Genomic DNA, 23,506 nt, shown 5'->3' with positions numbered 1-23,506 from the left:
ATGCGCTGGCTACGGGAAAACTGGCTGGACTTTCTCATTTTTCTCCTCATCGCCTTGGTGGCGGCGGGTATTGTCCTTTACCTAACCGGAATCAATCCCTTTGCCCGGCCGAGGGTGAGCGCTTCGCCCATGCCCGGTCCTTCGGTAACCTCCTCGCCCCCTCCTTCCCCGGTTCAGCCCCCCAAGGTGGAGCCAGCTCCGCAGGCGCCCTCCCCTGAGGCCAAACCGGCCCCTGAACCCGTGATCACCGTGCTTCCCCTACCCCAGGCTCCAGCGGAGGCCAAGCCAGCACCCCAGGACAAAACCCCTGCCTCGCCCGGAAGATCCCCCGCAAGCGCGCCCGCTCCTTCGGCGCCTGCGCCAGGTGGGACCTACCGGGTGGCGGTGGGGGCCTTTGCCAATCCGGAAAATGCGGCCAGGCTTCGCCAGGAGCTGGTCCAGAAGGGGTACCCGGCTCGCTTGGAGCCTTCGGGGAACCTGACCCGGGTGGTGGTGGGTCCTTACGCCTCCGAGGCCGAGGCCAAACGGGTGGCGGAGGCCTTGGCCGCTTACGGGGCTCAGGTGTACCGCGGCCAGGGGGCGGCCCCGCCGGCCTCGGGTACCCTTTACCTCCAGGTGGGGGCTTTCCAGAAGGAGGAGAACGCCCTGGCTTTGGTCGCGAAACTTAGGGGAGCGGGCTTGCCGGTGGTTCTAGTAAAGGATGGGGTCTACCGGGTGCGGGTGGGCCCGGTGGCCGAGGAGGAGAAGGAGGCCGTCAAGGCCAGGGTGCAGGCCTTGGGCCTCGAGGCCTTGGAGGTGCGATGAAGGTTCCCAGTGCAGCCATCAGCCGGTTGGTCACGTATCTGCGCATCCTGGAGGAGCTGGAGGCTAAGGGGGTTCACCGCACCAGCTCCGAGCAGCTGGCGGAGGAAGCCCAGGTTACGGCGTTTCAGGTGCGGAAGGACCTTTCCTACTTTGGTTCCTACGGCACCCGGGGGGTGGGCTACACGGTGCCCGTGCTCAAGCGGGAACTCCGCCACATCCTGGGCCTGAACCGAAAGTGGGGCCTGTGCATCGTGGGTATGGGCCGTCTGGGTAGCGCTTTGGCCGACTACCCCGGGTTTGGAGAGAGCTTTGAGCTAAGGGGGTTCTTCGACGTGGATCCCGAGAAGATTGGCCGCCGGGTGAGGGATGGGGTGGTGGAGCCCATGGACGTGCTTCCCCAAAGGGTGCCCGGACGCATAGAGATCGCCCTCCTCACCGTGCCTCGGGAGGCGGCCCAGGAGGCAGCCGACCGCTTGGTGGCCGCGGGGATCAAGGGTATCCTGAACTTTGCCCCCACGGTACTGGAGGTGCCCAAGGAGGTGGTCGTGGAGAACGTGGACTTTCTGGCGGGCCTGGCCCGGCTTAGCTTTGCCATACTGAATCCCAAGTGGCGCGAGGAGATGATGGGGTGAGGGAGGGGGCAGGATGAGACGGAATATGTTTGCTTTATTCACGGCATCGCTCGTGGCCGTGGGGCTGAGTTCTTGCAGCACGTTCTTTCAGGGAGGGGTGATGGTGGGGGGGCCCACGGTGTGGGTTACCCGGGAAAATTTTTCCTACACCGTGGAGACCGATAGTAACAACAATACTTTCCACGTTTACAGCTACGATATCGTCCTCTATGCGCAACCTGGATCCGGGGCTGGATATGTGATCCTGCTGGACTCCGCTGGTAACTCTCTGGAATCTCCGTTTCTGATTCCCAGCTCCTGCCCTGGGGGAAGGGCCGACCCCTGTGGTCCTTTTATCCGGCCTGTGTATAAGAAGGTGAGCGCTCCCTTATCACCTGTGCAGGCGGTTAAATACCGCTCGGTTGGACCCGATGGCCAGGCTAAGGAAGTTCCCCTGCCTGTGCCTATAGAGCTTTACTGATTTTCCTTTGCCCAGATTGCTGAGGCTATACTGGGGGGCGTGGTGGTTCTTCCCGACCTCGAGGCTCCCCTTAACCGCTTTGAGGAGGCCCTTTCCGAGTTGATAGCCTCCGACGTCCTCTTCGTGCGCCTGATTCATCAGGACCTGGTGACGGCGGGGGGCAAGCGCATCCGCCCCCGCTTGGTCTTTTTGGCCTCGAGGGCCATCGGGGGCGCTCCCTTCGAGATGGAGCTGGCCTTGGCGGTGGAGCTTCTGCACTCCGCCACGCTTCTCCACGATGACCTCATCGACGATGCGGAAACCCGCCGGGGCAAGGAGGCCGCCTTCCGTCGGTACGGGAATGCGGTTTCCGTACTGTCGGGGGACTTCCTGCTTTCCCGGCTCCTCCATGTGATCGCCAAGACCGGGAGGATGGAGCTGGTGGAGCGCTTCGCCCAGGTGGCCAAGACCTTGAGCGAAGGGGAGGTTTTGCAGTTCCAGGTGGCAGCCCTGGAGGACTACTCCCTGGAAAACTACGAGCGCATCATCACCGCCAAAACGGCGGTGCTTATGGAACTCAGCGCGGAAGGCCCTGCCCTCCTCAAGGGGGTGGATGGGGAGGTGCGGGAGGCCTTGGCCCGCTTTGGCCTTTACTATGGCCAGGCCTTCCAGATGCGGGACGATTACCTGGACCTCATGGGCACCCCCGAGGCCTTGGGCAAACCGGTGGGGGGGGATGTGCGGGAGGGAAAGGCCACGTTGATCACCCTTCTCCTCATGGAGCGCTTTCCCGAGGTGCGGGAGGTTCTAAGGCGTAAGGGAAGGCGTGAGGGGGACTTGGACCGCCTGCGCATGCTGGCTCGGGAAAGCGGGGTGGCGGAGGAGGTGGAAAGGCGTATCCGGGAGAGGGCGCTTCTGGCCGCGGCGGCCCTTAAGCCTCTTCCTCCCTCCCCCTACAAGGAGGCCCTCGAGGCCCTGGCCTTAAAGGAAGCCGAGCGCCTTTCCTAGGCCCTCGGAACGGGAAGTCGGGCGGGGCAGCCATCCTGTTGCAAGCGGGGTATAATCCCCTCCGGTGAGGCTATGGCTATTCCCGCATACAGGTCCCCGGAGGACCCAGGCCTCTGGGAGGCCTTCCTGGAGCGATTGGAAAAGACGTTAAGGGTGGCGGCGATCCACCCCACCACGGTGGAGTACCTAACCCACCCCAAGCGCCTGGTTACGGTTTCCCTACCCGTGGTCATGGACGACGGGAAGGTGCGGGTTTTCCAGGGTTATCGGGTGGTGCACGATATCGCCCGGGGGCCCGCCAAGGGGGGGGTGAGGATCCATCCCAAGGTGACCCTGGGCCAGACGGCGGGCTTGGCCGCCTGGATGACCTTGAAGGCTGCCGTTTACGATCTGCCCTTTGGCGGGGCGGCGGGGGGCATCGCCGCCGACCCCAGGCTCCTTTCCCGCAGGGAGCTCGAGCGGCTGGTGCGCCGTTATACCGCCGAGCTGGTCAACCTTATTGGGCCCGACATCGACATTCTGGGTCCCGACCTGGGGACCGACCAGCAGGTGATGGCCTGGATCATGGACACCTACTCCATGACCGTGGGCTCCACGGTGCCGGGGGTGGTGACGGGCAAGCCCCATGCCCTTGGGGGAAGCGAGGGCCGGGACGATGCCGCTGGGCTCGGGGTGGCCCTGGTGCTCAAGGAGCTCGCCCGGCGCCGGGGGCTTCCCCTGGAAGGGGCCAGGGTGGCGGTGCAGGGCTTCGGCCAGGTGGGGGGCAGTTTCGCCTTGCATGCCGAAGGGATGGGCTTGAAGGTGGTGGCGGTATCCACGGCCCGGGGGGCCATGTACCAGGAAGAGGGCCTCGAGGTGGCCGAGGTCCTGCGCCACTATGAGGCCACGGGAGAGCTTCCCCGCTACGACCTCGCCCCGGAGGAGCTTTTCGCTTTGGATGTGGACTACCTCGTCCTGGCCGCCCTCGAGGGGGCCTTGAACGGGGAGATGGCCAAGGCGGTCCGGGCCAAGGCGGTGCTGGAGGCCGCCAACTTCGGCCTGACCCCTGAGGGGGAGGCCTATCTCCTGGGCAAGGGAGTCCTGGTGGTGCCGGACCTCCTCACGGGGGGTGGGGGACTTCTGGCGGGTTATCTGGAATGGGTCCAAGATCTTAACATGTTCTTCTGGAGCGAGGAGGAAGTGCGGCAAAGTTTTGCTAAGAGCGTGGCCAAGGCGGTGGCTGAGGTGTGCGATAGGGCTGAGGCTCTTTCCACCGATTTGCGCACCGGGGCCATGGCCCTGGCTTTGGAGCGGGTGAACGAGGCCACGCGGTTAAGAGGCGTCTACCCCTAAGAGGAGTGTCTATGAAGAGCGAACCCCTTTCCTACCTGGGCAAGGACGGCGGTCCTTGGGAGATCTTCGTGGAGCAGGTGGACCGGGTAATCCCCTACCTGGGACGGTATGCCCCTTTGGCGGAGAGCCTTAAGAGGCCCAAGCGGGTCCTGATCGTGGATGTGCCTATCCACCTGGACGACGGTACCGTGGCCCATTTTGAAGGTTACCGGGTCCACCACAACACCGCCCGGGGGCCGGCCAAGGGGGGAGTGCGCTACCACCCCGAGGTGACCCTTTCCGAGGTGATGGCCTTGGCTGCGTGGATGACCATTAAGAATGCCGCCGTAGGCCTGCCCTATGGGGGCGGCAAGGGGGGCATCCGGGTGGACCCCAAGAAGCTTTCCCCCGGGGAGCTGGAGCGCCTAACCCGCCGCTACACCTCGGAGATCGGGATCCTTTTGGGCCCGGATCGGGACATCCCTGCTCCCGATGTGAACACCGGGGAACGGGAGATGGCTTGGATGATGGACACCTTTTCCATGAACGTGGGCCGCACGGTGCCCGGGGTGGTGACGGGGAAGCCCATTGCCCTAGGGGGTTCCTTGGGAAGGCGGGACGCCACGGGCCGCGGGGTCTTCGTCACCGCGAGGGCGGCGGCGGAGAAGATAGGCCTTCCCATAGAGGGGAGCCGGGTCATTCTCCAGGGCTTCGGCAACGTGGGGAACGCTGCCGCCCGCATCTTCCACGATCATGGAGCCCGCATCATCGCTGTTCAGGACCACACGGGCACCATCTACAACGAGGCGGGGATAGATCCTTACGACCTCCTCAAGCACGTGGCGGAGTTCGGGGGGGTGCGGGGTTACCCTAAAGCCGAGCCCCTGCCCAACCCGGAGTTCTGGGCCATACCCACAGAGTTTCTCATCCCTGCGGCTTTGGAGAAGCAGATCACCGAGCAGAACGCCTGGCGGATCCAGGCCAAGATCATCGCCGAGGGAGCCAATGGCCCCACCACGCCGGCCGCCGACGATATCCTCTTGGAGAAGGGGGTCCTGGTGGTGCCTGATGTCATCGCCAACGCCGGGGGCGTTACGGTGAGCTACTTTGAGTGGGTGCAGGACTTCAACTCCTACTTCTGGACGGAGGAGGAGATCAACGCTCGTTTGGAGCGGGTCCTTAGGAATGCCTTTGAAGCGGTGTGGCAGGTGAGCCAGGAGAAGAAAATTCCCTTGCGCACGGCGGCCTATGTGGTGGCCGCCACCCGGATCCTCGAGGCTAGGGCCCTCAGGGGGCTTTACCCCTAGCCTCCATTAGGCTATTCGTGTGGACTGGCCCCGCTATGGCCGCGTTACCCTGAAGCCCTTTAGCGCGGGGCTCACCGAGGAGGAGTGGAAGGGGCTTTACGAGACCTTCCGCGATCCTGAGGTGGCGGAGTGGAATGGCTCGAGCCCCTTACGCTCTCCCTTCTGGCTTTTCAAGCGCTTCGTCCTGGCGGAGATGCGCCGCAAGGACCGCCTGGCCTTTGCCATCCTGGACGAGAGGGGAGAGTATCTGGGCACCCTGGAGCTTTACGATCTCACCCCGGAGGAGGCTACCTTGGGCATCCTCATCGGGCGGAAGGACCGCTGGGGCCAGGGTTACGGCACGGAAGCGGTGCGGGCGGCCTTGGCCTATGCCTTCGGTTCCTTGGGGCTTAAACGGGTAAAGCTCCGCACCTTTTCCCATAACCTTAGGGCCAGGCGGGCTTTTGAGAAAGCGGGTTTCCGCCAGGTAGGCCTGGGACCGGGGCCTAAGGGGGGGGAGGATGTGTACATGGAGGTGAGCCGTGAAGATCTTGAGTCCGAGGCTTAGGGAGGAGGTCTTCGCCCTCTTGCCCGAGGGGGTGGAGGTGCATTACCTGGACGCGCCTTGGCCCAGGGCGGTGGACTTCTTCCTGCCTCCTTTTGGCCAGGAGGAAGTGGTGCGGCGGGTACTGGAACAAGTAGAGGTCAAGGTGGTCCAGACCCTTTCCGCCGGGGTGGACTGGATCCTTCCCCTTTTGCCCGAGGGGGTGGTGCTTTGCGATGGCTCGGGCATCCACGACGTGCCCGTGGCGGAGTGGGTGGTGATGACCCTTTTGGCCCTCCTTAAGGATCTGCCGGCTTTTTTGCAGGCCCAGGGGGAAGGGCGCTGGGCTCCCAGGGTGCTGGCCGATCTCGAGGGCAAGAGGGTGCTTCTATTGGGCTACGGTTCCATCGGAAAAGCCGTGGAGGAGAGGCTTAGGGCCTTTGGGGTGGAGGTACTTCCCGTGGCCAAGCACGCCCGCCCTGGGGTCTATACTCCCCAGGACCTCCCGCATCTTCTGCCCCAGGCGGATGCCGTGGTGATCCTCCTCCCCCTTACCCCCGAAACCCGGGGGCTGGTGGACCGGGATTTTCTTTCCTGGATGAAGCCGGGAGCTCTTTTGGTGAATGCTGGCCGGGGGCCAGTGGTGGACACGGAAGCCCTTCTCGAGGCCCTACGGGAGGGGAAGGTTCGGGCGGCCTTGGATGTCACCGACCCTGAGCCCCTACCTTCCGACCATCCTCTTTGGCAGTCTCCCGGAGTCCTCATCACCCCGCATGTGGCCGGGCTTTCCCAGGGTTTCCACCGCCGGGCGGCCCGGTTCTTGGCGGAGCAGGTGGGGCGGTACCTCCGGGGTGAGCCCCTTAGGAACGTGGTTTTGGAGGGATATTAAGGCCATCGCTCCTTTGTCGGGAGGGGTCATGCTACCCTGAAGAGCATGAAGACGGTTGCCCTTCCCGAGGATGTGGCCCAGGCCTTGGAAAAGTTCCGCAAGGCCCGGGGGCGGCGTTGGCGGAGGGACCTCATAGAGCTCTTGGCCGGAGCCGAAGATCCCCGTGAGGAGGTCCGGCTTCTTTTGCGGGAAGTCCGGTCCTTGGGCCTTACGGAGGAGGAGGTTTACCGGCGGCTGCGCTCGTGAGGGGGGTGCTGGATACCAACGTGTTTGTGGCGGGCCTCCTGACCCTAGGGATTAAGGTTCCTGGGGTAAGGGTCATTGGGGTGCGTGAGTTTTTGGAGAGGATGCGATGAAGGTGGTTCTTCACGGGGACCTTAGGCGGTTTGGAGAAGTCCTCGAGGTGGAGGCCAAGACGCCCAAGGAAGCCCTGGAGAAGCTGGGCATTCCCCTGGAGGAGGCCTGGCTTCTGGCGGTGGGTGGAAGGATGGTGGAGCCCCACGAGGAAGTGGAGGGCCCCCTCGAGGTCTACCCCCCCATCGCCGGGGGTGGTATACTGGAAGTCCTGCCCTAAAGGCAGGGGGCGCGAACAAGGGGGGAGCCGCCCGACGCCCACCCCGCGTAGAAAGGAGAAGGATGGAGAAGAAAGAACTCCTCTCTACGCCCGTGGTTCCCATAGACATCAAGGCCTTTGACGCTGGGCCCATCCTCGAGGCCATGGGCAAGACTGCCTTCCAGGCCCGGAACCTTTACCGGGCGGCGGAGATCTACCTCAAGATGCTGGAGGACGACGCCGCCGTCATCCTCACCCTGGCGGGGAGCCTGGTTTCCGCGGGCCAGGGCCTCATCATCCACGACCTCATCCGGAAGGGCCTGGTGGACGCCATCGTGGCCACCGGGGCCAACATTGTGGACCAGGACTTCTTTGAGGCCCTGGGCCACCGCCACTACCAGGGGGACCCCAAGGCTGACGATGAAACCCTTAGGCGGCTTTGGATCGACCGCATCTACGACACCTACATCGACGAGGAGGAACTCCGCCACACGGACTACACCATCGCTGAGATCGCCGATTCCCTGGAGCCTAGGCCCTACTCCAGCCGGGAGTTCATCTGGCACATGGGCCGCTACCTGGCGGAAAGGGGTCTGGGGGAGAAGAGCATCGTCCGGGCTGCTTACGAGGAGGGGGTGCCCATCTTCGTGCCTGCCTTCTCCGACTCCTCCGCGGGCTTCGGCCTGGTCTACCACCAGGTGAAAAACCCCAAGGCCCACGTGACCATTGACTCCGTGGCCGACTTCCGCGAGCTCACTGAGATCAAGCTCAAAGCCGGCACCACGGGCCTGGTGATGCTGGGGGGTGGGGTGCCCAAGAACTTCGCCCAGGACATTGTGGTGGCTGCGGAGGTCTTGGGCCACCAGGTGGAGATGCACAAGTACGCCATCCAGATCACCGTGGCCGACGAGCGGGATGGGGGGCTTTCCGGCTCCACCCTCTCCGAGGCCCAAAGCTGGGGCAAGGTGGACGCCGCCCTTTCCCAGATGGTCTTCGCCGAGGCCACCCTGGCCTTCCCCCTCCTGGCCTCCTACGTTTACCACCGGGCTCCCATGCGGGCCAAGCGGCGCTACGCCGACCTCTTCGCTGAGGAGGTTCCCGCCTAGCGGGCCGGGGTTCCCCCCGCTTGGGGTTATGCCCGGGCGGGGGGTTTCTGCTGGACCAACCCCCCCTCCCTTTGGTAGACTTCCGGCAAATGCCCGATGAGCTAAGGCTATACCTGAAGGAGCGGTTTGGCGTCTTGGGGCCGGTTTCCCCAGGGCGCTTTGAGGCCGAGTTGGCCAAGCGGGTGGGAAGCCCCGCCAAGCGGGAGCCCGTTCTCAAGGCCTGGCGCGCCTACCTTTCGGGGGGCGGCAGGGAGGCGGTGCGAAGTTTCTACCAGGAGATCCTCAAGGTGCCCAAGGGGGAGGCCTTGGTCTACGGCATGCACCTGCCCTTTTTGGAGTTCTACGCCCGGGAGGTGCCTTCCCGCTTGGAGGGGCGGGTTTTGGAGGTGGGGGCCTTCACCGGGGCCTTGGTGGGATATTTGCAAAGGAAGCGGCCCGAGCTCTCCTTTTCCGCCCTGGACGGGGTGGAGGAGGCCGTGGAGCTTGGGAAAAAGCGGGTGCCCGAGGTGGTCTGGCATGCGGCCTGGGCGGAGGAGGCGGAGCTTCCTCCTTTTGACACCCTGCTTCTCCTTTCAGTGTTCCCCGAGGGCTTTGTGGACCAGGAGCTGGAAAGCCGCCTCGAGGTCCATTCCTTTTGGAAGCGCTTCGGTTTCTTTGAACGCCTTCCCCTCTTTGCCCGGCTTTTGAAGCCCGGTGGGCTTTTGGTCTACGGCCACGGACCCTTTTTGGGCAAGAGCCCGGAAGGGGTGGAGGAAGGCTTAAGGCGCCTGGGATTTTACCAAGTGGAACGGGTGGGGGAAGGGGAGTACTTTCTGGTGCTGGCGAGAAGGCCCGAGGCACTGGAGGTTAAAGAGGAGGCCTGGTCCCTGGCGGTGGACGAGGAAGCTTCCCTGGACATCGAGGAGGCACCCCTGCAAGTTCCCGTTCTGGTTCAGGGGGATCTTTCCGAGGTGCGGGAGCTTCTGGCCGCAGGGCGGTATGCGGAGGTGCTGGCCCATCTGCCCGAGGGAGTGGAAGGGGAGGCGGCCTGCCTGAGGGGGCGGGCCCTTTTCGCCCTTTCCCGCTATGCCGAGGCGGAGGAGGTCTTAAGGCGGGCCCTTTCCGAGGAAGCGGAGGACCTAAGGGCCATGGTGCTGGTGGAGCTCGGGGAGTACGAGCGGGCCAGGCCCCGCCTCGAGGCCCTGGCCGGGAGGGGAGGGAGGTACCGCATCTACCTGGGCCGGGTCTACCTGAGCCTGGGGCGGTATGCGGACGCCCTCAGGCAGTTTGTGGAATCGGGCCTGCCCGAGGCGGAAGGGTACGTGCGGGAGGCCCTGGAACGGATCACCGAGCGCATGCGCCGCTTCGCCCGGGAAGGGGAGTGGGCGGAGGTAAGCCGCCGGGCGGAGTTTGTGGAGGACCTTTCCCCAAACCTCCTGACCCGGGAGATGCTCCGGCTTGGCTTAAAGGCCGCCCTGATCCAAGGGCTTTTTGCCCGGGCGGAGCGGTATGCCAGGAGGCTTGCGGATCTGGACGAGGCCGAGGGCTTCTTGGGGCTTGCCCTGGTGGCCCTCAGGGTGCGCTCCCCTCTGGAGGTGCGGCCCATGGAGGACTTGAAGCCGGTGGAGCCCTACCTCACCGAGGCCTTGGCCCGGGCGGAGATCCCCGAGGCCTTGTTGCTTCTCGGGATGCTCCGGGAACGGGAGGGGCGCCACCTGGAGGCCCTGCGCCTTTTGGAGCGGGCGGCGGAGCGGGGGGAAGGGGAGGTGGCGGGCCTGGCCTACCACCACCTGGCCCAGGTGAAGAGGGCCCTCAGACGGCCCCTTAAGGAGATCCTGGGAGACCACAAGCGGGCCCATGCCTTAAGGGCCTACCCTGCCCCTTACCTGTTCCAGCTGGCCCAGGAGGCCCTGAAGGGGGGAGAGGAGGTCCTGGCCCGGGAGCTTCTCTCCCGGGCCCGGGATGCCGGGCTTTCCGAGGTGGCTGAGGAGGACCTCATGGGGCTCCTTGCCCTTCTGGAGAGGCTGGAGGGTCCCTGGGCTGCCTTCAGCCTTCTCTACCAGGCCCTGGGCCGCACGTCCAAGCCCCCCCTGGAGCTTCTGGCCCTGGCCTACCGCCTCTCCCGCACTTTCCGGGAAAGCCCCGAGGCCTCGGAGGTTCGAGGGCAGTACCTGGCAGCCCTTTATGCCGAGGGACGGGGGGAGGAGGTGGAAAGGCTCTTGTTGGAGGAGCTGAAGGTTGATCCCCAGGCCCTGGAGGTGCTCTTTGACCTGGCGGAGCACTACGAGGCCCAGGGCAACTGGCGGAAGGCGGCGGAGCACTGGCAGAAAGCCTTAGAGGTAGCCCTCTACCGGGAAAAGGATCTGGACCTTTCCCGGGAAGTCTTAAGAAACCTCCTTTTCCTGAGGCCCAACGATGAGAGCCTTTCCCTTTACCTGGAGGAGCTTAAGGCGGTGAGCCGAGGCCTGGAGGCCTTGGGAGAAAGCCCAAAGGCCCTGCCCGAAACCAAGGAGGAGCTCTTGGAGGAGGGCCTGCCCCAGTTTCACGGGGAGCACCTTTTGGTGGTGGGCGGGCACACCCAGCTCAGGAGCCGGCTGGTTCCCCTCCTCGAGGCCCGGGGCCTCAAGGTGGACTGGTTTGACGCGGATACCGCTGGGGTGGGCAAGGAAGCCCTGAGGCGTATCCAGAACCGCTTGGAAAGGGCTCATGGCCTCATGATCGTCTCCAGCTATGTGGGCCACGACTTCTCCGAGCCCGTGCGCCTCGAAGCGGAGCGCCTGGGGGTTCCGGTCTATGTGATCCCGGGGCGGGCCCGGGGGGCCACGGGGTTTCTCAGGGCCCTCAAGGCCTTCGCCCCCGAGCTCTTCAAACGGGCCCTCAAGGGGGTACAGTAGGGTTCATGGAGGTGCCGGTTCTGAAGCTGGGCTACTCCCCCTGCCCCAACGACACCTTCATCTTCTATGCCCTGACCCATGGCCTTGTGGAAAGCCCCCTTCCCGTGGAGGCGGTTTTGGAGGACGTGGAGACCCTAAACCGCTGGGCTTTGGAGGGGAGGCTACCCCTGACCAAGCTCTCCTATGCCGCCTATGGGAGGGTGCGGGACCGGTATGTGGCCCTAAGGAGCGGGGGAGCCTTGGGGAGAGGGGTGGGCCCTTTGGTGGTGGCTAAGAAACCCTTGAGGAGCCTGAAGGGAGCCCGGGTGGCCATTCCTGGGCGCAACACCACGGCCTTTTTGCTCCTCTCCCTGTACGCGGAAGGGTTTGAGCCGGTGGAGGTGCGGTACGACCGGATTATGCCCTTGGTGGCCCAAGGAAAGGTGGAGGCAGGCCTCATCATCCACGAAAGCCGTTTCACCTACCCGGAGTACGGCTTGGTCAAGGTTTTGGACCTAGGGGAGTGGTGGGAGGGGGAAACGGGCCTGCCCCTTCCTTTGGGGGCCATCCTGGCCCGGCGGGACTTGGGAGAGGGGCTCATCCAGGCCCTGGATGAGGCGGTGCGGCGGAGCCTGGAATACGCCTTTGCCCATCCCGAAGAAACCCTTCCCTACCTGAAAGCCCATGCCCAGGAGCTTTCGGAGGAGGTGATCTGGGCCCATGTGCGCACCTATGTGAACGGGTTCAGCCGTGACGTAGGGGAGGAAGGGGAAAGGGCAGTGGAGAGGCTCTTTGCTGAGGCCGAGGCCCGAGGGCTTCTCCCCTCCTCCGAAGCCCCCCTCTTTTTGTAGACTTGGGGCATGTTCCAGGAGTTGTCCCTCGAGGCCCGGCGGGAGATGGCCAGGGTGTTCCAGCCCAAGAGGGTCTTGCGGGGTACCCCCCTCTACGCCTTGGGGGACCGGGCGGACGGGGTGTACCTGGTGCGGGAGGGGCTTGTCTGGCTAGAAGGACCCCGCTCGGCGGAAGGGGAGCCAGCCACCTTGGGGGTGGTGGGGCCTGGAGGGCTTTTTGGGGAGGAGGTCCTGGTGGGGGGGCGACGTCGCACCTCGGGAGCCACCGCCCTGACCTACGCCGAGTTCCTCTTCGCTCCCCAGGAAGCCCTAGCCCCCTTGCGGGCGCGTTTTCCCGAGGTGGAGCGCTTCCTCCTGGAGGCTCTGTACGCCCGGCTGAAAGAGGCAGAGGAGCGGCTTTGGGAGCTGCGCCACCTCTCCGTGAGCCAGCGCTTGGCCCGGCTTCTCCTGAGGCTAAGCCAGGCGGGGGAGGTGGCCTTTTCCCACCAAGACCTGGCCCGTATGGTGGGGGCTACCCGGGAGACCGTGACCAAGCTCCTGGGGGAGTGGGCCCTTTCGGGGGTAGTGGACCTGGGCTACCGTCGGGTGGAGGTTCGGGAACCCCAGGCCCTTGCCCGCCTGGCCGAGGCGCTTTAGGCTTTGAAGCATGGAGGCCCAGGTCCTGGCCCAGCTTTTGGGCCTACCCCAGGGGGAAGAGGTCCTCAAAGAGCGTTTGGGCCGGGAAGGCCATCCCCAACTTTCTTCGGCGCTTGCGGCTTATCTGAAGCGGCTTCAGGCTCCACGGGAGGTCCTGACGGCCCTCGAGGGTCTGGGTCAGGGGGCGGTGGTCACGGGCCAGCAGGCGGGGCTTCTGGGAGGGCCTGCCCTGACCTTCTACAAGGCCCACACCGCCTTGGGCCTGGCGGAGAAGGTGGGAGCGGCTTCCCTCTTCTGGGTGGCCTCCCAGGACCACGATGTGGAGGAGGTGCGCCACCTTCACCTTCTCCTGGAAGAGGAGGGGCGTACCCTGTCCCTGCCCCTGCCGCCCCTTCCTGCGGGGCGAATCCCCCTCGCCCCTTACCGGCAGGCGGTGAGGGAGTTTCTGGGCCCCTGGTCCCGGGATGCCCGGGTAGCCTACGCCTTGGAGGGGGAGACCCTGTCCGAGTTTTTCGCCCGCACCCTCTTGGCCTTTTTGGGGGGGCGGGGCCTCATTCCCTTTGACCCCATGGCTCCGGAGCTTGCCCCCCTTTTCCAAAAGGCCCTGGAGAGGGAGCTGGAGGACCCCTTGGCCAGCGCCCAGGCCATCAATCAGGAGGCGGAGCGCATCCGCGCTTTGGGGGGCAAGCCTCCTTTGAAGCGCAAGCCAGGAGCCACCAATCTTTTTTTAGAAACAGACCAGAGAAGACTGCTTTTTTACCAGGATGGAGCCTTTACTGACGGGGTGCGCCGCTACAGCAAAAAGGAGCTTCTGGAGATCCTCAGGACCGATCCCAGCCGCCTCACCCCCGCAGCGGGCTTGAGGCCGGTGTTCCAGGACCTGGTTCTGCCCACGGCGGGCTTCGTGGTGGGTCCCAACGAGTTTCGGTATGTGGCTGAGCTTTCCGGGGTTTACGCCCTTTATGGCATCCCCATGCCTGCCCTGTTCCTCCGTCTAAGGGCGGTGGTTTTGGAGCCTCCCATCCGCCGCATTGTGGAGAGGTACCGCCTAGATCCCTGGGCGTTTGTGGATGGGGGGGAGGATGCCTTCCTGAAGGCTGTCAAGGAGGTGCTGGAAGGGTTCAGGGGCCTCGAGGCGGAGCTTTTGCGCCTCTTGGAGGAGGTGGAGGCCCTGGGCCAGAAGGCCCGTGCCCTGGAGCCCACCTTGGAAAGGCCTTTCCGCCGCTTCCAGGCGAGGCTGAAGGGGGAGGGGGAAAGGCTTTTGAAGAAGCTCCTTCGCGCCCGCATGGGGCGGGATGCGGTCCTTCTGCATCACCTGGAGCGCCTCAAGCGGCACCTTTTGCCTCGAGGCCTGCCCCAGGAACGGGTCTACCCCTTCGCCATGTACGCCTTGCGCCACCCGGAGGCCCTCCTTAAGCTCCAGGAGGCACCCATCTTGGGAAGGGCCACCTTGGTTTTGGGCTAGGTGGTAGGATGGGGACAATATATGACGCATGGGTTAAAGGGCGCCCTTCTGGCATGCCTCCTTTTGCTGGTCCCCCTCCTGCCCTCCCGGGGCCAGGAGGGGGACCTCCTCCTCAGGGTGCTCCTTAAGGAGGTGCCGGAAGGCCAGGAAGTATCCCTTCTCCTGCCGGAGGGCCAGGGAACCGTGCGGGCCAGGGGGGAGGCCCAAGGAGTCTGGGTGGAGGGCAGGCTCCAGCCCTTTTGGGAGTTTCCCGGCCCCTATTTCCGCCTCGATGGGCGCACCTATAGGGGTGGGGTGCACCTTCTTGCCCAGGGGGGAAAGCTTTTGGTGGTGAACCTGGTCCTTTTGGAGGATTACCTCCTCGGCGTCCTCCCCGCGGAGATGCCCGAGGGCTTTCCCCAGGAGGCCCTGAAGGCCCAGGCGGTGGTGGCCCGTACCTTCGCCGTGAACCGCTTGAATCCCCGGGCTCCTTACGACCTCTGCGCCAGCGAGATCTGCCAGGTCTACCTGGGCTCGGGCGTGGAAACCCCCAGGCATAGAGAGGCGGTGAGGGCTACCCGGGGTAAGGTCTTGAGCTACCAGGGAAGGGTCATTTCTGCGCTGTACCACGCCGACTCCGGGGGTATGACCGCGGGGAGCGAGGAGGTCTTTCAGAAGGCCCTGCCCTATTTGCGGCCGAGGCCGGACCCCTACGCCCGGGGTCCCAAAAGCCAGTGGCAGCTTTCCGTGAGCCCGGAGCGAGCGGTGGCGGCCTTGAGGGCCATGGGCCGTACGCCCCAGGCTGGCTCCCTTGGGGATTCCCCGGTGGTGCTGGAGCGAAGCGCCTCGGGAAGGGTGTGGCGCCTGCGGCTTTTGGGGGTGGAGGTGCAGGGCCCGGAGGCCCAGCGGTTGGTGCGGAACCTGGGCCTGCCTTCGGCCTTGGTGGAGTTTAGGGGCTGGCAGGCGGAGGGCCGGGGAGCAGGGCACGGGGTGGGGCTTTCCCAGTGGGGTGCTAAGGGCATGGCGGAGGCGGGGTACGGGTACCGGGAGATCCTTGGGCATTACTTCCCCGGCACCTTCCTCTCTGACCTTTTGCTGGGTGGGATTCCGGGCCCCGAGGAGGCTTGGGCCACAAGATAGCCTCGGCCGACCCGGCTAAAGACCCATGTTGATTCCCACCCCCATCGGTCCTTTATGGCTCGAGGTGAGCCCCCGGGGGGTGCGGCGCTTGGAGCCCGCCCTTTTCCCCCGGGGCCTCGAGGCCAGGGGTCCCTTGGCCGAAAGGGTGCGGGAGCGGGTGCTGGCCTACTTCGCCGGGGAAAAGCCCGATTTTTTGGACATCCCCCTGGACTACACGGGGTTTTCCCCCAAACGGGTGGCCCTTTACGAGAGGGTGCGCCTTATCCCCTACGGGCGCACGGAGAGTTATGGAAGCCTGGCGCGGGAGCTTGGCCTTTCCCCGAGGGCCGTGGGGGCGGGGATGCGGGCCTCGCCCTTTTTCCTCCTGGTGCCTGCCCACCGGGTGATCCACGCCGACGGGCGGCTTGGGGGGTTTGCCGGGCAGGAGGGGCTTAAGGCCTGGCTTCTGCGCTTTGAAGGAGCCTGGCCCTAGACCTCCACCCAAATGGCCACGGAAAAGGGGGGAAGCTCGGGCCCGCAAAGGCGTCCTCCCGCCGGGGTGCAGGTTTTCCCGGAGAGGAGGTCCACGGCCTGGGCCCCTCGAGGCAGGGCGCCATGCAGGGGAAAATCCTGGCGGAAAGGTTCGGAAGAGGCGTTCACCACCACCAGGTAGGGCCCCCGGGTGAAGGCCAGGTGCCCGTCTGCGGCATAGACCCGCTGGTAGGGGGCGGTGCGGAACTCGGGGTGTTCCTGTCGTAAGCGGGCCATGCGCCGCACGGTTTGGCGGATCTCCTCCTTCCAGCGGGCCGGGTCCCAGACCATGCCCGCCCGGTTTTCCGGGTCATGGCCCCCTTCCATCCCTACCTCCTCCCCGTAGTACACCGTGGGATTTCCGGGCAGGAGGAAAAGCAGGGAAAGGGCCAGCTTAGCCCGTTCCACGCTTCCCCTAAGGAGGGTGAGGAGGCGGGGGGTGTCGTGGGAGGTGAGGAGGTTCATCTGGGCCCGCACCACCTCCGGGCGGTAGCGGCTGAAGAGGCCTTCCAGGCGGTGGCTGAAGGCTAGGGCCTGCAGGGGTTCGATCCGCCCCAGGCCCGAGCGGGAGGATAGCTCCTGGTCCAGGACCTCTCCCCCCACGAAGCCCAGGATGGCCCGGCTCAAGGGGTAGTTCATGGTGGCGTCGAACATATCCCCCTGGAGCCAGAAGTCGGCTTCCTCCCAGATCTCCCCCACGATGTAGGCCTCAGGGTTGGCTCCCTTGACCCTCCTGCGGAAGGCCCGCCAGAACTCGGGGTCGGGGATCTCGTTGGGCACGTCCAGCCGCCAGCCGTCCGCGCCGAAGCGGATCCAGTGCTCCGCCACCTCCAGGAGGTACTCCCGCACCGCCGGGGTTTCCACCCGGAGCTTGGGAAGCTCAGGATTGCCCCACCAGGCCTCGTAGTTGGGGTGGCGGTTATAGGGGTTTAGGGGAAAACCCTTCACGTAGTACCAGTCCCGGTAGGGGCTTTGCTCTCCGTTTTCCAAAAGGTGCTGGAAGGCAAAAAAGCCCCTACCCGTGTGGTTGAAGACCCCATCCAGGATGACCCGCATGCCGTGGGCGTGGGCGACTTCCAGGAGGTGCCTTAGGGCTACGTTCCCCCCCAGGAGGGGATCCACCTGGAAATAGTCCGTGGTGTGGTACCGGTGGTTGGCGGTGGAGGCGAAGACGGGATTCAGGTAAAGGGCTTCCACCCCTAGGTCCTTGAGGTAGGGAATTTTCTCCGCAATGCCCCAGAGGGTTCCCCCCTTGAAGCCCCTAAGGGAGGGCGGGGCTTCCCAGGGTTCCAAGGGACCTGCTGGGGCAGGCTTTCCGGCAGGGCCAGCCCGGAAATAGCGGTCGGGAAAGATCTGGTAGAAGAAGGCCCCCTCGTACCAGGCCACCGGGCCCAAGTGTACCACGCGGGCAGTGTGTGATAGGCCACAAAAATCCTTGTCTCTTCGGGATGGCTTTGGTATCCTCCCGGGGTGAGGGGTATGGGGGGCCGCCTTTTCGTCATGACCGGGGCCAGCGGGGTGGGGAAGGGCACGGTGCGGGCCAAGGTGCTGGAGCGTACCCGCCTCTTCTATTCCATCTCCATGACCACCCGTCCCCCGCGTCCTGGGGAACGGGATGGGGTGGACTATTACTTTGTGGATAGGGCCACCTTTGAGGCCCTGCTGCGGGAGGATGGGTTCTTGGAGCACGCCGAGTACGTGGGGCACCTTTATGGTACCCCCAAGGCTCCGGTGGAGCGGGCCTTGGCCCGGGGGGAGGATGTCCTCCTGGAGATCGAGGTCCAGGGAGCCCTGCAGGTGCGCAGGAAGGTACCGGAGGCGGTTCTCATCTTCCTCCTGCCCCCATCCCTTTCCGAGTTGAAGCGGCGTTTGGTCTACCGGGGCAAGGACACCCCAGAGAGGATAGAAAAGCGCCTGAAACAGGCGGAGTGGGAGATACGAAACGCCCACCTCTTTGACTACGTGATCGTGAACGATGTGCTAGAGGAAGCGGTGGCCGATTTCCTGGCCATCCTTACCGCTGAGAGGCGGCGCACTTCTAGGATGGGTCCCGCTTTGGAGAGGGCTTTGAAACGGGATAAGGACCTGGAAGCCGAGCTGGACGAGATTCTGCGGAGGAGTTATGGCGGAACCCGGGATTGACAAGCTCTTTGGCATGGTGGATTCCAAGTACCGGCTCACCGTGGTGGTGGCCAAGCGGGCGGAGCAGCTTCTCCGCCACCGCTTTAAGAACACGGTTCTAGAACCGGAGGAGAGGCCCAAAATGCGGACCCTCGAGGGGATCCTGGACGACCCCAACCCCGTCACCTGGGCCATGAAGGAGATGCTCATGGGAAGGCTGGTCTTCGGGGAGAACCTGGTGCCTGAGGACCGCCTGCAGAGGGAGATGGAACGGCTTTACCCGGTGGAAGAGGAGGAGTAGGTGGCCCGGGTCCTGGTGGCGGTGACGGGGGGGGTGGCGGCCATCAAGGCCCCTCACCTCCTCCGCCTTCTCAGGGCCCAAGGCCACGAGGTGCGGGTCCTGGCCACTCCCAGGGCCCTGGAGTTCATCACCCCCCTTTCCCTGGCGGTGGCCGCTGGAGGGGAGGTGGCCACGGAGGAGGCCTGGTTCAGGCCCGATGGCCGGGCCTTACATATAGAGCTCGCCCGCTGGGCCGATGTGGTCCTGGTGGCTCCCGCCACCGCCGACGCCATGGCCAAGGCGGCCCTGGGCCTAGCCGACGACCTCCTTTCCGCCACGCTTCTCGCAGGGGCTAAGCGGGTGGCCTGGGCCCCCGCCATGAACGAGGCCATGTGGCTTTCCCCCAGGACCCAGGAGCATGCCCGGACCCTCGAGGCCATGGGCCATGCCCTTTTCGGCCCCGCCCACGGACCCTTGGCGGCGGCGGGGGAGGGGGAAGGATGGGGACGGATGCTGGAGCCCGAGGAGCTTTTGGAGAGGCTTCAGGCCTTCCTCACCCCCAAGGACCTTAAGGGCCTTAAGCTTCTGGTGTCTGCCGGCCCCACCCGGGAGTACCTGGACCCAGTGCGCTACCTTTCCAACCCTTCCTCGGGCCGCATGGGCTATGCCGTGGCCGAGGCTGCCCGGGACCGGGGGGCGGAGGTGGTTCTGGTTTCCGGGCCCACGGCCCTGCCCGCCCCTTGGGGGGTGGAGGTGGTGCGGGTGGAAAGCGCCTTGGAGATGCGCGAGGCCATTCTGGGGCGCTATTCCTGGGCCCAGGCAGTGGTGATGGCGGCGGCGGTGGCCGACTACCGCCCGGCGGAGGTGAGCCGGGAGAAGGAGCCCAAGGTGGCGGCGGAAAAGGTCCTCCGCCTTCTTCCCAACCCCGACATCCTCAAGGAGCTGGGGGAGAACAAGGGATCAAGGGTCCTGGTGGGCTTCGCCATGGAGACCGGGGAGGGTTTGGCGCGGGCCAAGGAGAAGCTTCTTCGCAAGAATCTGGACCTCATCGTCCTCAACTGGGTGAACCGGGAAGGGGTGGGCTTCGGTAGCTTCGAGAACGAGGTGGTCCTCCTCCTGCGGGATGGCCGGGTGCTGGAACTCCCCCGCATGCCCAAGCGGCAGGTGGCCGACCGTATACTGGACTTGGTTAAAGAGTTCTGGAAGGGTTAGAGGGGTGTCTATGCGAAGCAAGGCGGAGCGGCACCGCGCCATTCAGGAGATCGTGAGCCGGGAGGAGATCGGCACGCAGAAGGAGCTGGTGGAGCGCCTGAGGCAGCTGGGTTTTGAGGTGACCCAGGCCACGGTGAGCCGGGACATCGCTGAGCTGAGGCTGGCCCGGGTTTCCCTGGGCAAGGGGCGGCACAAGTACGCCCTGCCCTCCATGGAGTTTCCCGAGGACGTTTACGAGGAACTGAAGCGGCAGTTTGGCCTCTTTGTCAAGGATGTGGACCGAGGGGGGAATATCCTGGTGGTGAAGACGGCGGAGGGCCACGCCTCCGGCATTGCCCTTTTGATGGACCGCCTCAAGCGGGACGAGATCGTGGGCACCCTGGCGGGGGAGGATACCATCCTGGTGGTGGCCCGGACCGAGGAAGGGGCGAGAGCCTTGGAGGAGGAGTTCGGGGGACTCCTCGTGGCGGGGAAGATGCGCCTTTAGGCCTTCGTGCTGGAGCTTTTCCTCAAATCCTTCCTCACCCTCTTCGTGGTCATGGACCCGGTGGGGCTGGTGCCGGTCTTTCTGGCCCTGGCCGGGGACCGCCCTCAAAGGAAACAGGCCCAGATCGCCGGGAGGGCGGTGCTGGTGGCGGGGGGGCTCTTGGTCTCCTTTTTTTTCTTCGGGCGGGGGCTTTTGGGCTACCTGGGGATCAGCCTCGAGGCCCTGCGCATCGCCGGGGGCATCCTCCTCTTCCGCATCGCCACCGAGATGGTTTTCGCCCACCACGAGCGGGAAACAGAGGAGGAAAAGGATGAGGCCCGCCTCCGGGCGGATATCTCCGTCTTTCCCCTGGCCATTCCCTTGATTGCCGGCCCTGGGGCCTTGGCCAGCGTCCTTATCCTGGCCGCAGAGGCCCGGAGGGAACCCTTGGGCTTTGCGGTGGTCCTTTCCACGGTCTTTTTGGTCCTGGCTCTGGCCTATGTGTTCCTCCGGCTTGCGGCCCAGGTGCGCCGGGCCCTGGGACGCACGGGGGTGAACGTGGTTACCCGGGTTTTGGGGATCCTCCTGGCCGCCTTGGCGGTGCAGTACGTGGCGGATGGGGTTAAAGCCCTTTTCTAGCCTTCTTGGCCCGGTACATGCGTTTGTCGGCCTCCTTGAGGAGGGCCCCCAGGTCCTCTCCCTCCACCAGAAGCCCTCCTGCGGCCACCTGGTAGGGCAGGTTCTCCTGAAGCCGGGCGATGAGGGTGGGGATCTCCTCTGCCTTCAGGCCCAGGTGGAGGCTCACGAACTCATCCCCGCCGATGCGGAAGGCCACGTCGCGGCGGCGGGAGAGGTTTCTTAGGGCCTGGGCCAGGCTCTTCAGGGCCTGGTCGCCCACCGCGTGGCCCTCCCGGTCGTTCAAGGCCTTAAGGCCGTCGAGATCCCAGTAGATCAGGGACAAAGGCTCCCCCAGGGTCCGGGCTTCCTGGAGAAAGAGGGGAAAGGCTTCCTCCAGGGCCCGGCGGTTGCCCAAACCGGTGAGGGGGTCGGTGCGGGCGGCCTCCTGCAGGGCCTGGCGCTCCTTAAGGGCCTTGAGGAGGAGGGCGGCTTCCAAGGCGAAGGCCTGGGCCAGCTCCAGGGAAAGAGGGCCGAAGGCCTCAGGGTTCGAGAAGCTATCCAGGTTCATGGTGGCCAGCACTTCGCCCTCCAGGACGATGGGCAGGCCCAAGGTGGCCTGGATTTCCAGAAGGCGGCCGTGCTCGAAGAAGAGGGGTCTGGCCTCCACGGTGCTCAGGCTGGAAAGGTGCCGCACCTCCTCCCCTTTGAGGACCCGGGGCCGGCCCTTTTGCCAGTTGTCCACTCCCAGGCCATACCAGAAGAGCTCCTCCTCCAGGGAGGTGCGGGCCATGAGCAGGCGATCGCTGAAACCTTCCTGGGCCACCAGGTAAAAGAAGGCTCCTTCCCTTAGGAGGATGCTGCCTGCTTCGGCTCCTGGTACCACCGCCACGGCTTCGCGGATCAAGTCCTTGAGAAGGCCCTCTGGCTCCTCGTGTTGCAGGAGCCCCTTCAGCACCCGAAGGAGGCTTTGGTAGGCCTTGGCCCGCACGGCCAGATGGCTGACCTCGAGGAGAAGCAGGTAGGTGCCCTCTGGGGCAGGCAGGCGCACCACCTGGTAGGTCTTCGTCCCCACCTCTAGGGTGTCCCCTTGGGGGAGGGGGAGGCCTTCGGCCAAGGAGTTGCGCACCACCTCCGTTTCCCGGACAAGGTAGACGGGGTAGGGGGCCTCTAGGGGATTCATTCCTGAACTTCCACCCGACCTTGTGCAGGTTGGCTGCTTCCCTCCAGGAGAAGGCGGGCGTGGGCTAGGGCGGCCTCGGTGTACTGGCCGGAGAGGAGGCGGGCGAGCTCCCGTATGCGCTTTTCCCCTTCCAGGACCTCGATGCGCACCTCCTCCCCCTCCTTCACCACCCTGAGGTGCCTCTTTGCGCGGGCGGCGATCTGGGGCAGGTGGGTGACCACCAGGACCTGCCGGGCCTGGCCCAGCTGGGCGAGCCTTTCCGCCACCTTCCAGGCGGTTTCCCCGCCCACCCCGGTGTCCACCTCGTCGAAGACCACGGTGGGGGCCTCGGCCCCGGTGAGGAGGGCCAAGGCCAAGGCGATGCGGGAGAGCTCCCCGCCGCTAGCCGCGGAAAGGGGAGCGGGGGGAAGGTGGGGGTTGGCGGAGAAGCGGAAGAGGATCTCCTCCAGGCCCTGGGGCCCAGGTTCGGGAAGAGGCTTGAGCTCCACCTGGAAGCGGGCTTTGGGGAAACCCAGGGCGGAAAGCTCCGCCTCCATTTCCTTTTCCAGCTTCCGTGCCGCCTCGAGGCGGGCTTCGGAAAGGCGCTCTCCCGCTTTATAGAGGGCCTCCGAGGCCACCCTTAAAGCCCTTTCCAGCTCCAAAAGCCGCTCTTCCCCTCCCTCCAGGGCCTTCAGCTCCTCCTCTGCCCTTTCTCGATAGCGCAGGACCTCCTCCAGGGTGGGGCCGTACTTGCGCTTAAGCCTTTCCAAAAGGGAAAGGCGCTCCTCCAGCTGGGCCAGGCGGCTTGGATCTCCTTCCAGGCTTTCCAGGTAGTCCTCCAGCTCCCGGGCCACGGCCCGGCCTCCCTCCAAAGCCGCCTCCAGGTCCCTGGCCAGGGCCTCGAGGGCCGGGTCAAAGCGGCTCCCCGCCCTTAGCTCCCGGAGGGCCGCCTGAAGAAGATCCAGGGCACCTCCTTCCGCCAGGAGGGTGTAGGCCTTTCCCGAGCGCTCCCTTAGGGCTTCCAGATGGCGGAGCCTTTGCGCCTCGGCTTCCAACTCCTGATCCTCGCCAGGCCTGGGGCTCGCCTCCTGGATCTCCTTGAGCTGGAAGCGCAAGAGGTCCTCCCGCTCGGTCTTGGCCCTCAGGACTTCCTCCAGGGTGCGCTTTTCCGCAAGGAGGGCTTGATGCTTCCTGTAAGCCTCCCCGTATTCCTGGAGGAGGCCCGGGGGCAGCAGGGCATCCAGAAGCTCCCGCTGCCTTTTGGGGGAGAGGAGGGCGATGGCGGTGTACTGGGCGTGGAGGGAAAGCCACCTTTCCGCCTCCTCTTGGAGTTCTTTTAGGCTCACCACCTCCCCATCGATCCGCGGGGTGGAACGGCCTCCAATGCGGCGGGAAAGGATGCGCTCCTCGCCCTCACCTTGGAAGAAGGCGGTCACCAGGAGGCTGTCGCCAAAAGGCCCCAGAAGCCCCTCGGACCTGGCCCCCAGGAGCAGGGCTAAAGCGTCCACCAGGAGGCTTTTCCCCGCCCCGGTTTCCCCGGTGAGGACGTTGAGCCCAGGCCCGAGCTCCAGGGTAGCCTCGCGGATTACGGCGAGGTTGCGCACCTCGAGGCGCTTGAGCATCTTCTTCCAATTCTAAGGCTTCC

General features: G+C 65.2%; 24 protein-coding genes. 21 read left to right on the top strand and 3 right to left on the bottom strand.

What is annotated here, in order from left to right:
• The 16 genes from G584_RS0104470 (at window position 1) to G584_RS0104390 (ending at window position 15,967) form a co-directional block, all read left to right on the top strand.
• Window positions 1-804 (top strand): SPOR domain-containing protein, encoded by an 804-nt coding sequence (locus G584_RS0104470; RefSeq protein WP_028493536.1) that lies wholly within the window; start codon window positions 1-3, stop codon window positions 802-804.
• Window positions 801-1,436, top strand: coding sequence for a redox-sensing transcriptional repressor Rex (locus G584_RS0104465; RefSeq protein WP_028493535.1), 636 nt, complete (start codon window positions 801-803; stop codon window positions 1,434-1,436). Before G584_RS0104470 ends, G584_RS0104465 begins: the two co-directional genes overlap by 4 nt.
• Before the next feature lie 502 nt (window positions 1,437-1,938).
• A complete protein-coding gene (locus tag G584_RS0104460; protein ID WP_028493534.1) occupies window positions 1,939-2,883 on the top strand; it encodes a polyprenyl synthetase family protein in 945 nt (314 codons plus the stop codon).
• Between the two features lie 72 nt (window positions 2,884-2,955).
• The gene (locus tag G584_RS0104455) at window positions 2,956-4,215 is read left to right on the top strand and encodes a Glu/Leu/Phe/Val family dehydrogenase (RefSeq protein ID WP_028493533.1); all 1,260 of its coding nucleotides are present in this window, start codon (window positions 2,956-2,958) and stop codon (window positions 4,213-4,215) included.
• A gap of 11 nt (window positions 4,216-4,226) precedes the next feature.
• Window positions 4,227-5,501 carry a Glu/Leu/Phe/Val family dehydrogenase gene (locus G584_RS0104450; protein ID WP_028493532.1) on the top strand — a complete coding sequence of 425 codons (1,275 nt, stop codon included), beginning with the start codon at window positions 4,227-4,229 and terminating at the stop codon, window positions 5,499-5,501.
• A gap of 19 nt (window positions 5,502-5,520) precedes the next feature.
• A complete protein-coding gene (locus G584_RS0104445; RefSeq protein WP_028493531.1) occupies window positions 5,521-6,048 on the top strand; it encodes a GNAT family N-acetyltransferase in 528 nt (175 codons plus the stop codon).
• A complete protein-coding gene (locus G584_RS0104440; RefSeq protein WP_028493530.1) occupies window positions 6,023-6,913 on the top strand; it encodes a 2-hydroxyacid dehydrogenase in 891 nt (296 codons plus the stop codon). Before G584_RS0104445 ends, G584_RS0104440 begins: the two co-directional genes overlap by 26 nt.
• 45 nt (window positions 6,914-6,958) lie before the next feature.
• Window positions 6,959-7,159, top strand: coding sequence for a hypothetical protein (locus G584_RS0104435; RefSeq protein ID WP_028493529.1), 201 nt, complete (start codon window positions 6,959-6,961; stop codon window positions 7,157-7,159).
• 106 nt (window positions 7,160-7,265) lie between these two features.
• Entirely contained in the window at window positions 7,266-7,487 is a 222-nt protein-coding gene (locus G584_RS0104425; protein WP_015718069.1) for a hypothetical protein, read from the top strand.
• Between the two features lie 62 nt (window positions 7,488-7,549).
• Window positions 7,550-8,572: a 1,9-bis(guanidino)-5-aza-nonane synthase gene (locus G584_RS0104420; protein ID WP_028493528.1), complete on the top strand. Its 1,023-nt coding sequence runs from the start codon at window positions 7,550-7,552 to the stop codon at window positions 8,570-8,572.
• Between the two features lie 89 nt (window positions 8,573-8,661).
• Window positions 8,662-11,445 (top strand): tetratricopeptide repeat protein, encoded by a 2,784-nt coding sequence (locus G584_RS0104415; protein ID WP_028493527.1) that lies wholly within the window; start codon window positions 8,662-8,664, stop codon window positions 11,443-11,445.
• A 5-nt stretch (window positions 11,446-11,450) separates the two neighbouring features.
• Window positions 11,451-12,275, top strand: coding sequence for a menaquinone biosynthesis family protein (locus tag G584_RS0104410; RefSeq protein ID WP_038050678.1), 825 nt, complete (start codon window positions 11,451-11,453; stop codon window positions 12,273-12,275).
• A gap of 9 nt (window positions 12,276-12,284) precedes the next feature.
• A complete protein-coding gene (locus G584_RS0104405) occupies window positions 12,285-12,911 on the top strand; it encodes a Crp/Fnr family transcriptional regulator (RefSeq protein ID WP_028493525.1) in 627 nt (208 codons plus the stop codon).
• A 10-nt stretch (window positions 12,912-12,921) separates the two neighbouring features.
• A complete protein-coding gene (gene bshC / locus G584_RS0104400; RefSeq protein ID WP_028493524.1) occupies window positions 12,922-14,376 on the top strand; it encodes a bacillithiol biosynthesis cysteine-adding enzyme BshC in 1,455 nt (484 codons plus the stop codon).
• Between the two features lie 21 nt (window positions 14,377-14,397).
• Window positions 14,398-15,495 carry a SpoIID/LytB domain-containing protein gene (locus G584_RS0104395; RefSeq protein ID WP_028493523.1) on the top strand — a complete coding sequence of 366 codons (1,098 nt, stop codon included), beginning with the start codon at window positions 14,398-14,400 and terminating at the stop codon, window positions 15,493-15,495.
• Between the two features lie 25 nt (window positions 15,496-15,520).
• Window positions 15,521-15,967 (top strand): methylated-DNA--[protein]-cysteine S-methyltransferase, encoded by a 447-nt coding sequence (locus G584_RS0104390; RefSeq protein ID WP_028493522.1) that lies wholly within the window; start codon window positions 15,521-15,523, stop codon window positions 15,965-15,967.
• Here G584_RS0104390 and G584_RS0104385 read toward each other — a convergent pair.
• Window positions 15,964-17,391: a glycoside hydrolase family 13 protein gene (locus G584_RS0104385; protein WP_028493521.1), complete on the bottom strand. Its 1,428-nt coding sequence runs from the start codon at window positions 17,389-17,391 to the stop codon at window positions 15,964-15,966. The genes G584_RS0104390 and G584_RS0104385 overlap by 4 nt on opposite strands.
• Before the next feature lie 93 nt (window positions 17,392-17,484).
• Between G584_RS0104385 and gmk the strand changes: the two genes are divergently transcribed.
• The 5 genes from gmk to G584_RS0104360 are packed head-to-tail and all read left to right on the top strand — an operon-like array spanning window position 17,485 to window position 20,723.
• Entirely contained in the window at window positions 17,485-18,147 is a 663-nt protein-coding gene (gene gmk, locus G584_RS0104380) for a guanylate kinase (protein WP_028493520.1), read from the top strand.
• Complete coding sequence (gene rpoZ / locus G584_RS0104375) at window positions 18,128-18,427, top strand: DNA-directed RNA polymerase subunit omega (RefSeq protein ID WP_028493519.1); 300 nt, start codon at window positions 18,128-18,130, stop codon at window positions 18,425-18,427. The genes gmk and rpoZ overlap by 20 nt, the downstream gene beginning before the upstream one ends.
• Window positions 18,428-19,618, top strand: coding sequence for a bifunctional phosphopantothenoylcysteine decarboxylase/phosphopantothenate--cysteine ligase CoaBC (coaBC, locus tag G584_RS0104370; protein ID WP_028493518.1), 1,191 nt, complete (start codon window positions 18,428-18,430; stop codon window positions 19,616-19,618).
• A 10-nt stretch (window positions 19,619-19,628) separates the two neighbouring features.
• A complete protein-coding gene (gene argR, locus G584_RS0104365; protein WP_028493517.1) occupies window positions 19,629-20,105 on the top strand; it encodes an arginine repressor in 477 nt (158 codons plus the stop codon).
• Between the two features lie 6 nt (window positions 20,106-20,111).
• Complete coding sequence (locus G584_RS0104360; RefSeq protein ID WP_028493516.1) at window positions 20,112-20,723, top strand: MarC family protein; 612 nt, start codon at window positions 20,112-20,114, stop codon at window positions 20,721-20,723.
• Here the strand turns inward: G584_RS0104360 and G584_RS0104355 are convergent.
• Together G584_RS0104355 and recN are read right to left on the bottom strand one after the other, a co-directional pair.
• Window positions 20,707-21,882, bottom strand: coding sequence for a GGDEF domain-containing protein (locus tag G584_RS0104355; protein WP_028493515.1), 1,176 nt, complete (start codon window positions 21,880-21,882; stop codon window positions 20,707-20,709). The genes G584_RS0104360 and G584_RS0104355 overlap by 17 nt on opposite strands.
• A complete protein-coding gene (gene recN / locus G584_RS0104350) occupies window positions 21,879-23,483 on the bottom strand; it encodes a DNA repair protein RecN (RefSeq protein ID WP_028493514.1) in 1,605 nt (534 codons plus the stop codon). The genes G584_RS0104355 and recN overlap by 4 nt, the downstream gene beginning before the upstream one ends.
• Window positions 23,484-23,506 lie beyond the last annotated feature (23 nt).

The organism is Thermus antranikianii DSM 12462, assembly GCF_000423905.1.
Classification (GTDB): Bacteria; Deinococcota; Deinococci; order Deinococcales; family Thermaceae; genus Thermus; species Thermus antranikianii.
This window is presented reverse-complemented; position numbering and strand designations above follow the sequence as displayed.

Coding starts and splice junctions, on each gene's coding strand:
- argR (WP_028493517.1), top strand. CDS start 19,629: ATGCGAAGCAAGGCGGAGCGGCACCGCGCCATTCAGGAGATCGTGAGC.
- rpoZ (WP_028493519.1), top strand. CDS start 18,128: ATGGCGGAACCCGGGATTGACAAGCTCTTTGGCATGGTGGATTCCAAG.
- G584_RS0104405 (WP_028493525.1), top strand. CDS start 12,285: ATGTTCCAGGAGTTGTCCCTCGAGGCCCGGCGGGAGATGGCCAGGGTG.
- G584_RS0104435 (WP_028493529.1), top strand. CDS start 6,959: ATGAAGACGGTTGCCCTTCCCGAGGATGTGGCCCAGGCCTTGGAAAAG.
- G584_RS0104455 (WP_028493533.1), top strand. CDS start 2,956: ATGGCTATTCCCGCATACAGGTCCCCGGAGGACCCAGGCCTCTGGGAG.
- recN (WP_028493514.1), bottom strand. CDS start 23,483: ATGCTCAAGCGCCTCGAGGTGCGCAACCTCGCCGTAATCCGCGAGGCT.
- G584_RS0104410 (WP_038050678.1), top strand. CDS start 11,451: ATGGAGGTGCCGGTTCTGAAGCTGGGCTACTCCCCCTGCCCCAACGAC.
- G584_RS0104465 (WP_028493535.1), top strand. CDS start 801: ATGAAGGTTCCCAGTGCAGCCATCAGCCGGTTGGTCACGTATCTGCGC.
- G584_RS0104395 (WP_028493523.1), top strand. CDS start 14,398: ATGACGCATGGGTTAAAGGGCGCCCTTCTGGCATGCCTCCTTTTGCTG.
- G584_RS0104470 (WP_028493536.1), top strand. CDS start 1: ATGCGCTGGCTACGGGAAAACTGGCTGGACTTTCTCATTTTTCTCCTC.
- G584_RS0104415 (WP_028493527.1), top strand. CDS start 8,662: ATGCCCGATGAGCTAAGGCTATACCTGAAGGAGCGGTTTGGCGTCTTG.
- G584_RS0104450 (WP_028493532.1), top strand. CDS start 4,227: ATGAAGAGCGAACCCCTTTCCTACCTGGGCAAGGACGGCGGTCCTTGG.
- G584_RS0104355 (WP_028493515.1), bottom strand. CDS start 21,882: ATGAATCCCCTAGAGGCCCCCTACCCCGTCTACCTTGTCCGGGAAACG.
- G584_RS0104420 (WP_028493528.1), top strand. CDS start 7,550: ATGGAGAAGAAAGAACTCCTCTCTACGCCCGTGGTTCCCATAGACATC.
- G584_RS0104425 (WP_015718069.1), top strand. CDS start 7,266: ATGAAGGTGGTTCTTCACGGGGACCTTAGGCGGTTTGGAGAAGTCCTC.
- bshC (WP_028493524.1), top strand. CDS start 12,922: ATGGAGGCCCAGGTCCTGGCCCAGCTTTTGGGCCTACCCCAGGGGGAA.
- gmk (WP_028493520.1), top strand. CDS start 17,485: ATGGGGGGCCGCCTTTTCGTCATGACCGGGGCCAGCGGGGTGGGGAAG.
- G584_RS0104390 (WP_028493522.1), top strand. CDS start 15,521: ATGTTGATTCCCACCCCCATCGGTCCTTTATGGCTCGAGGTGAGCCCC.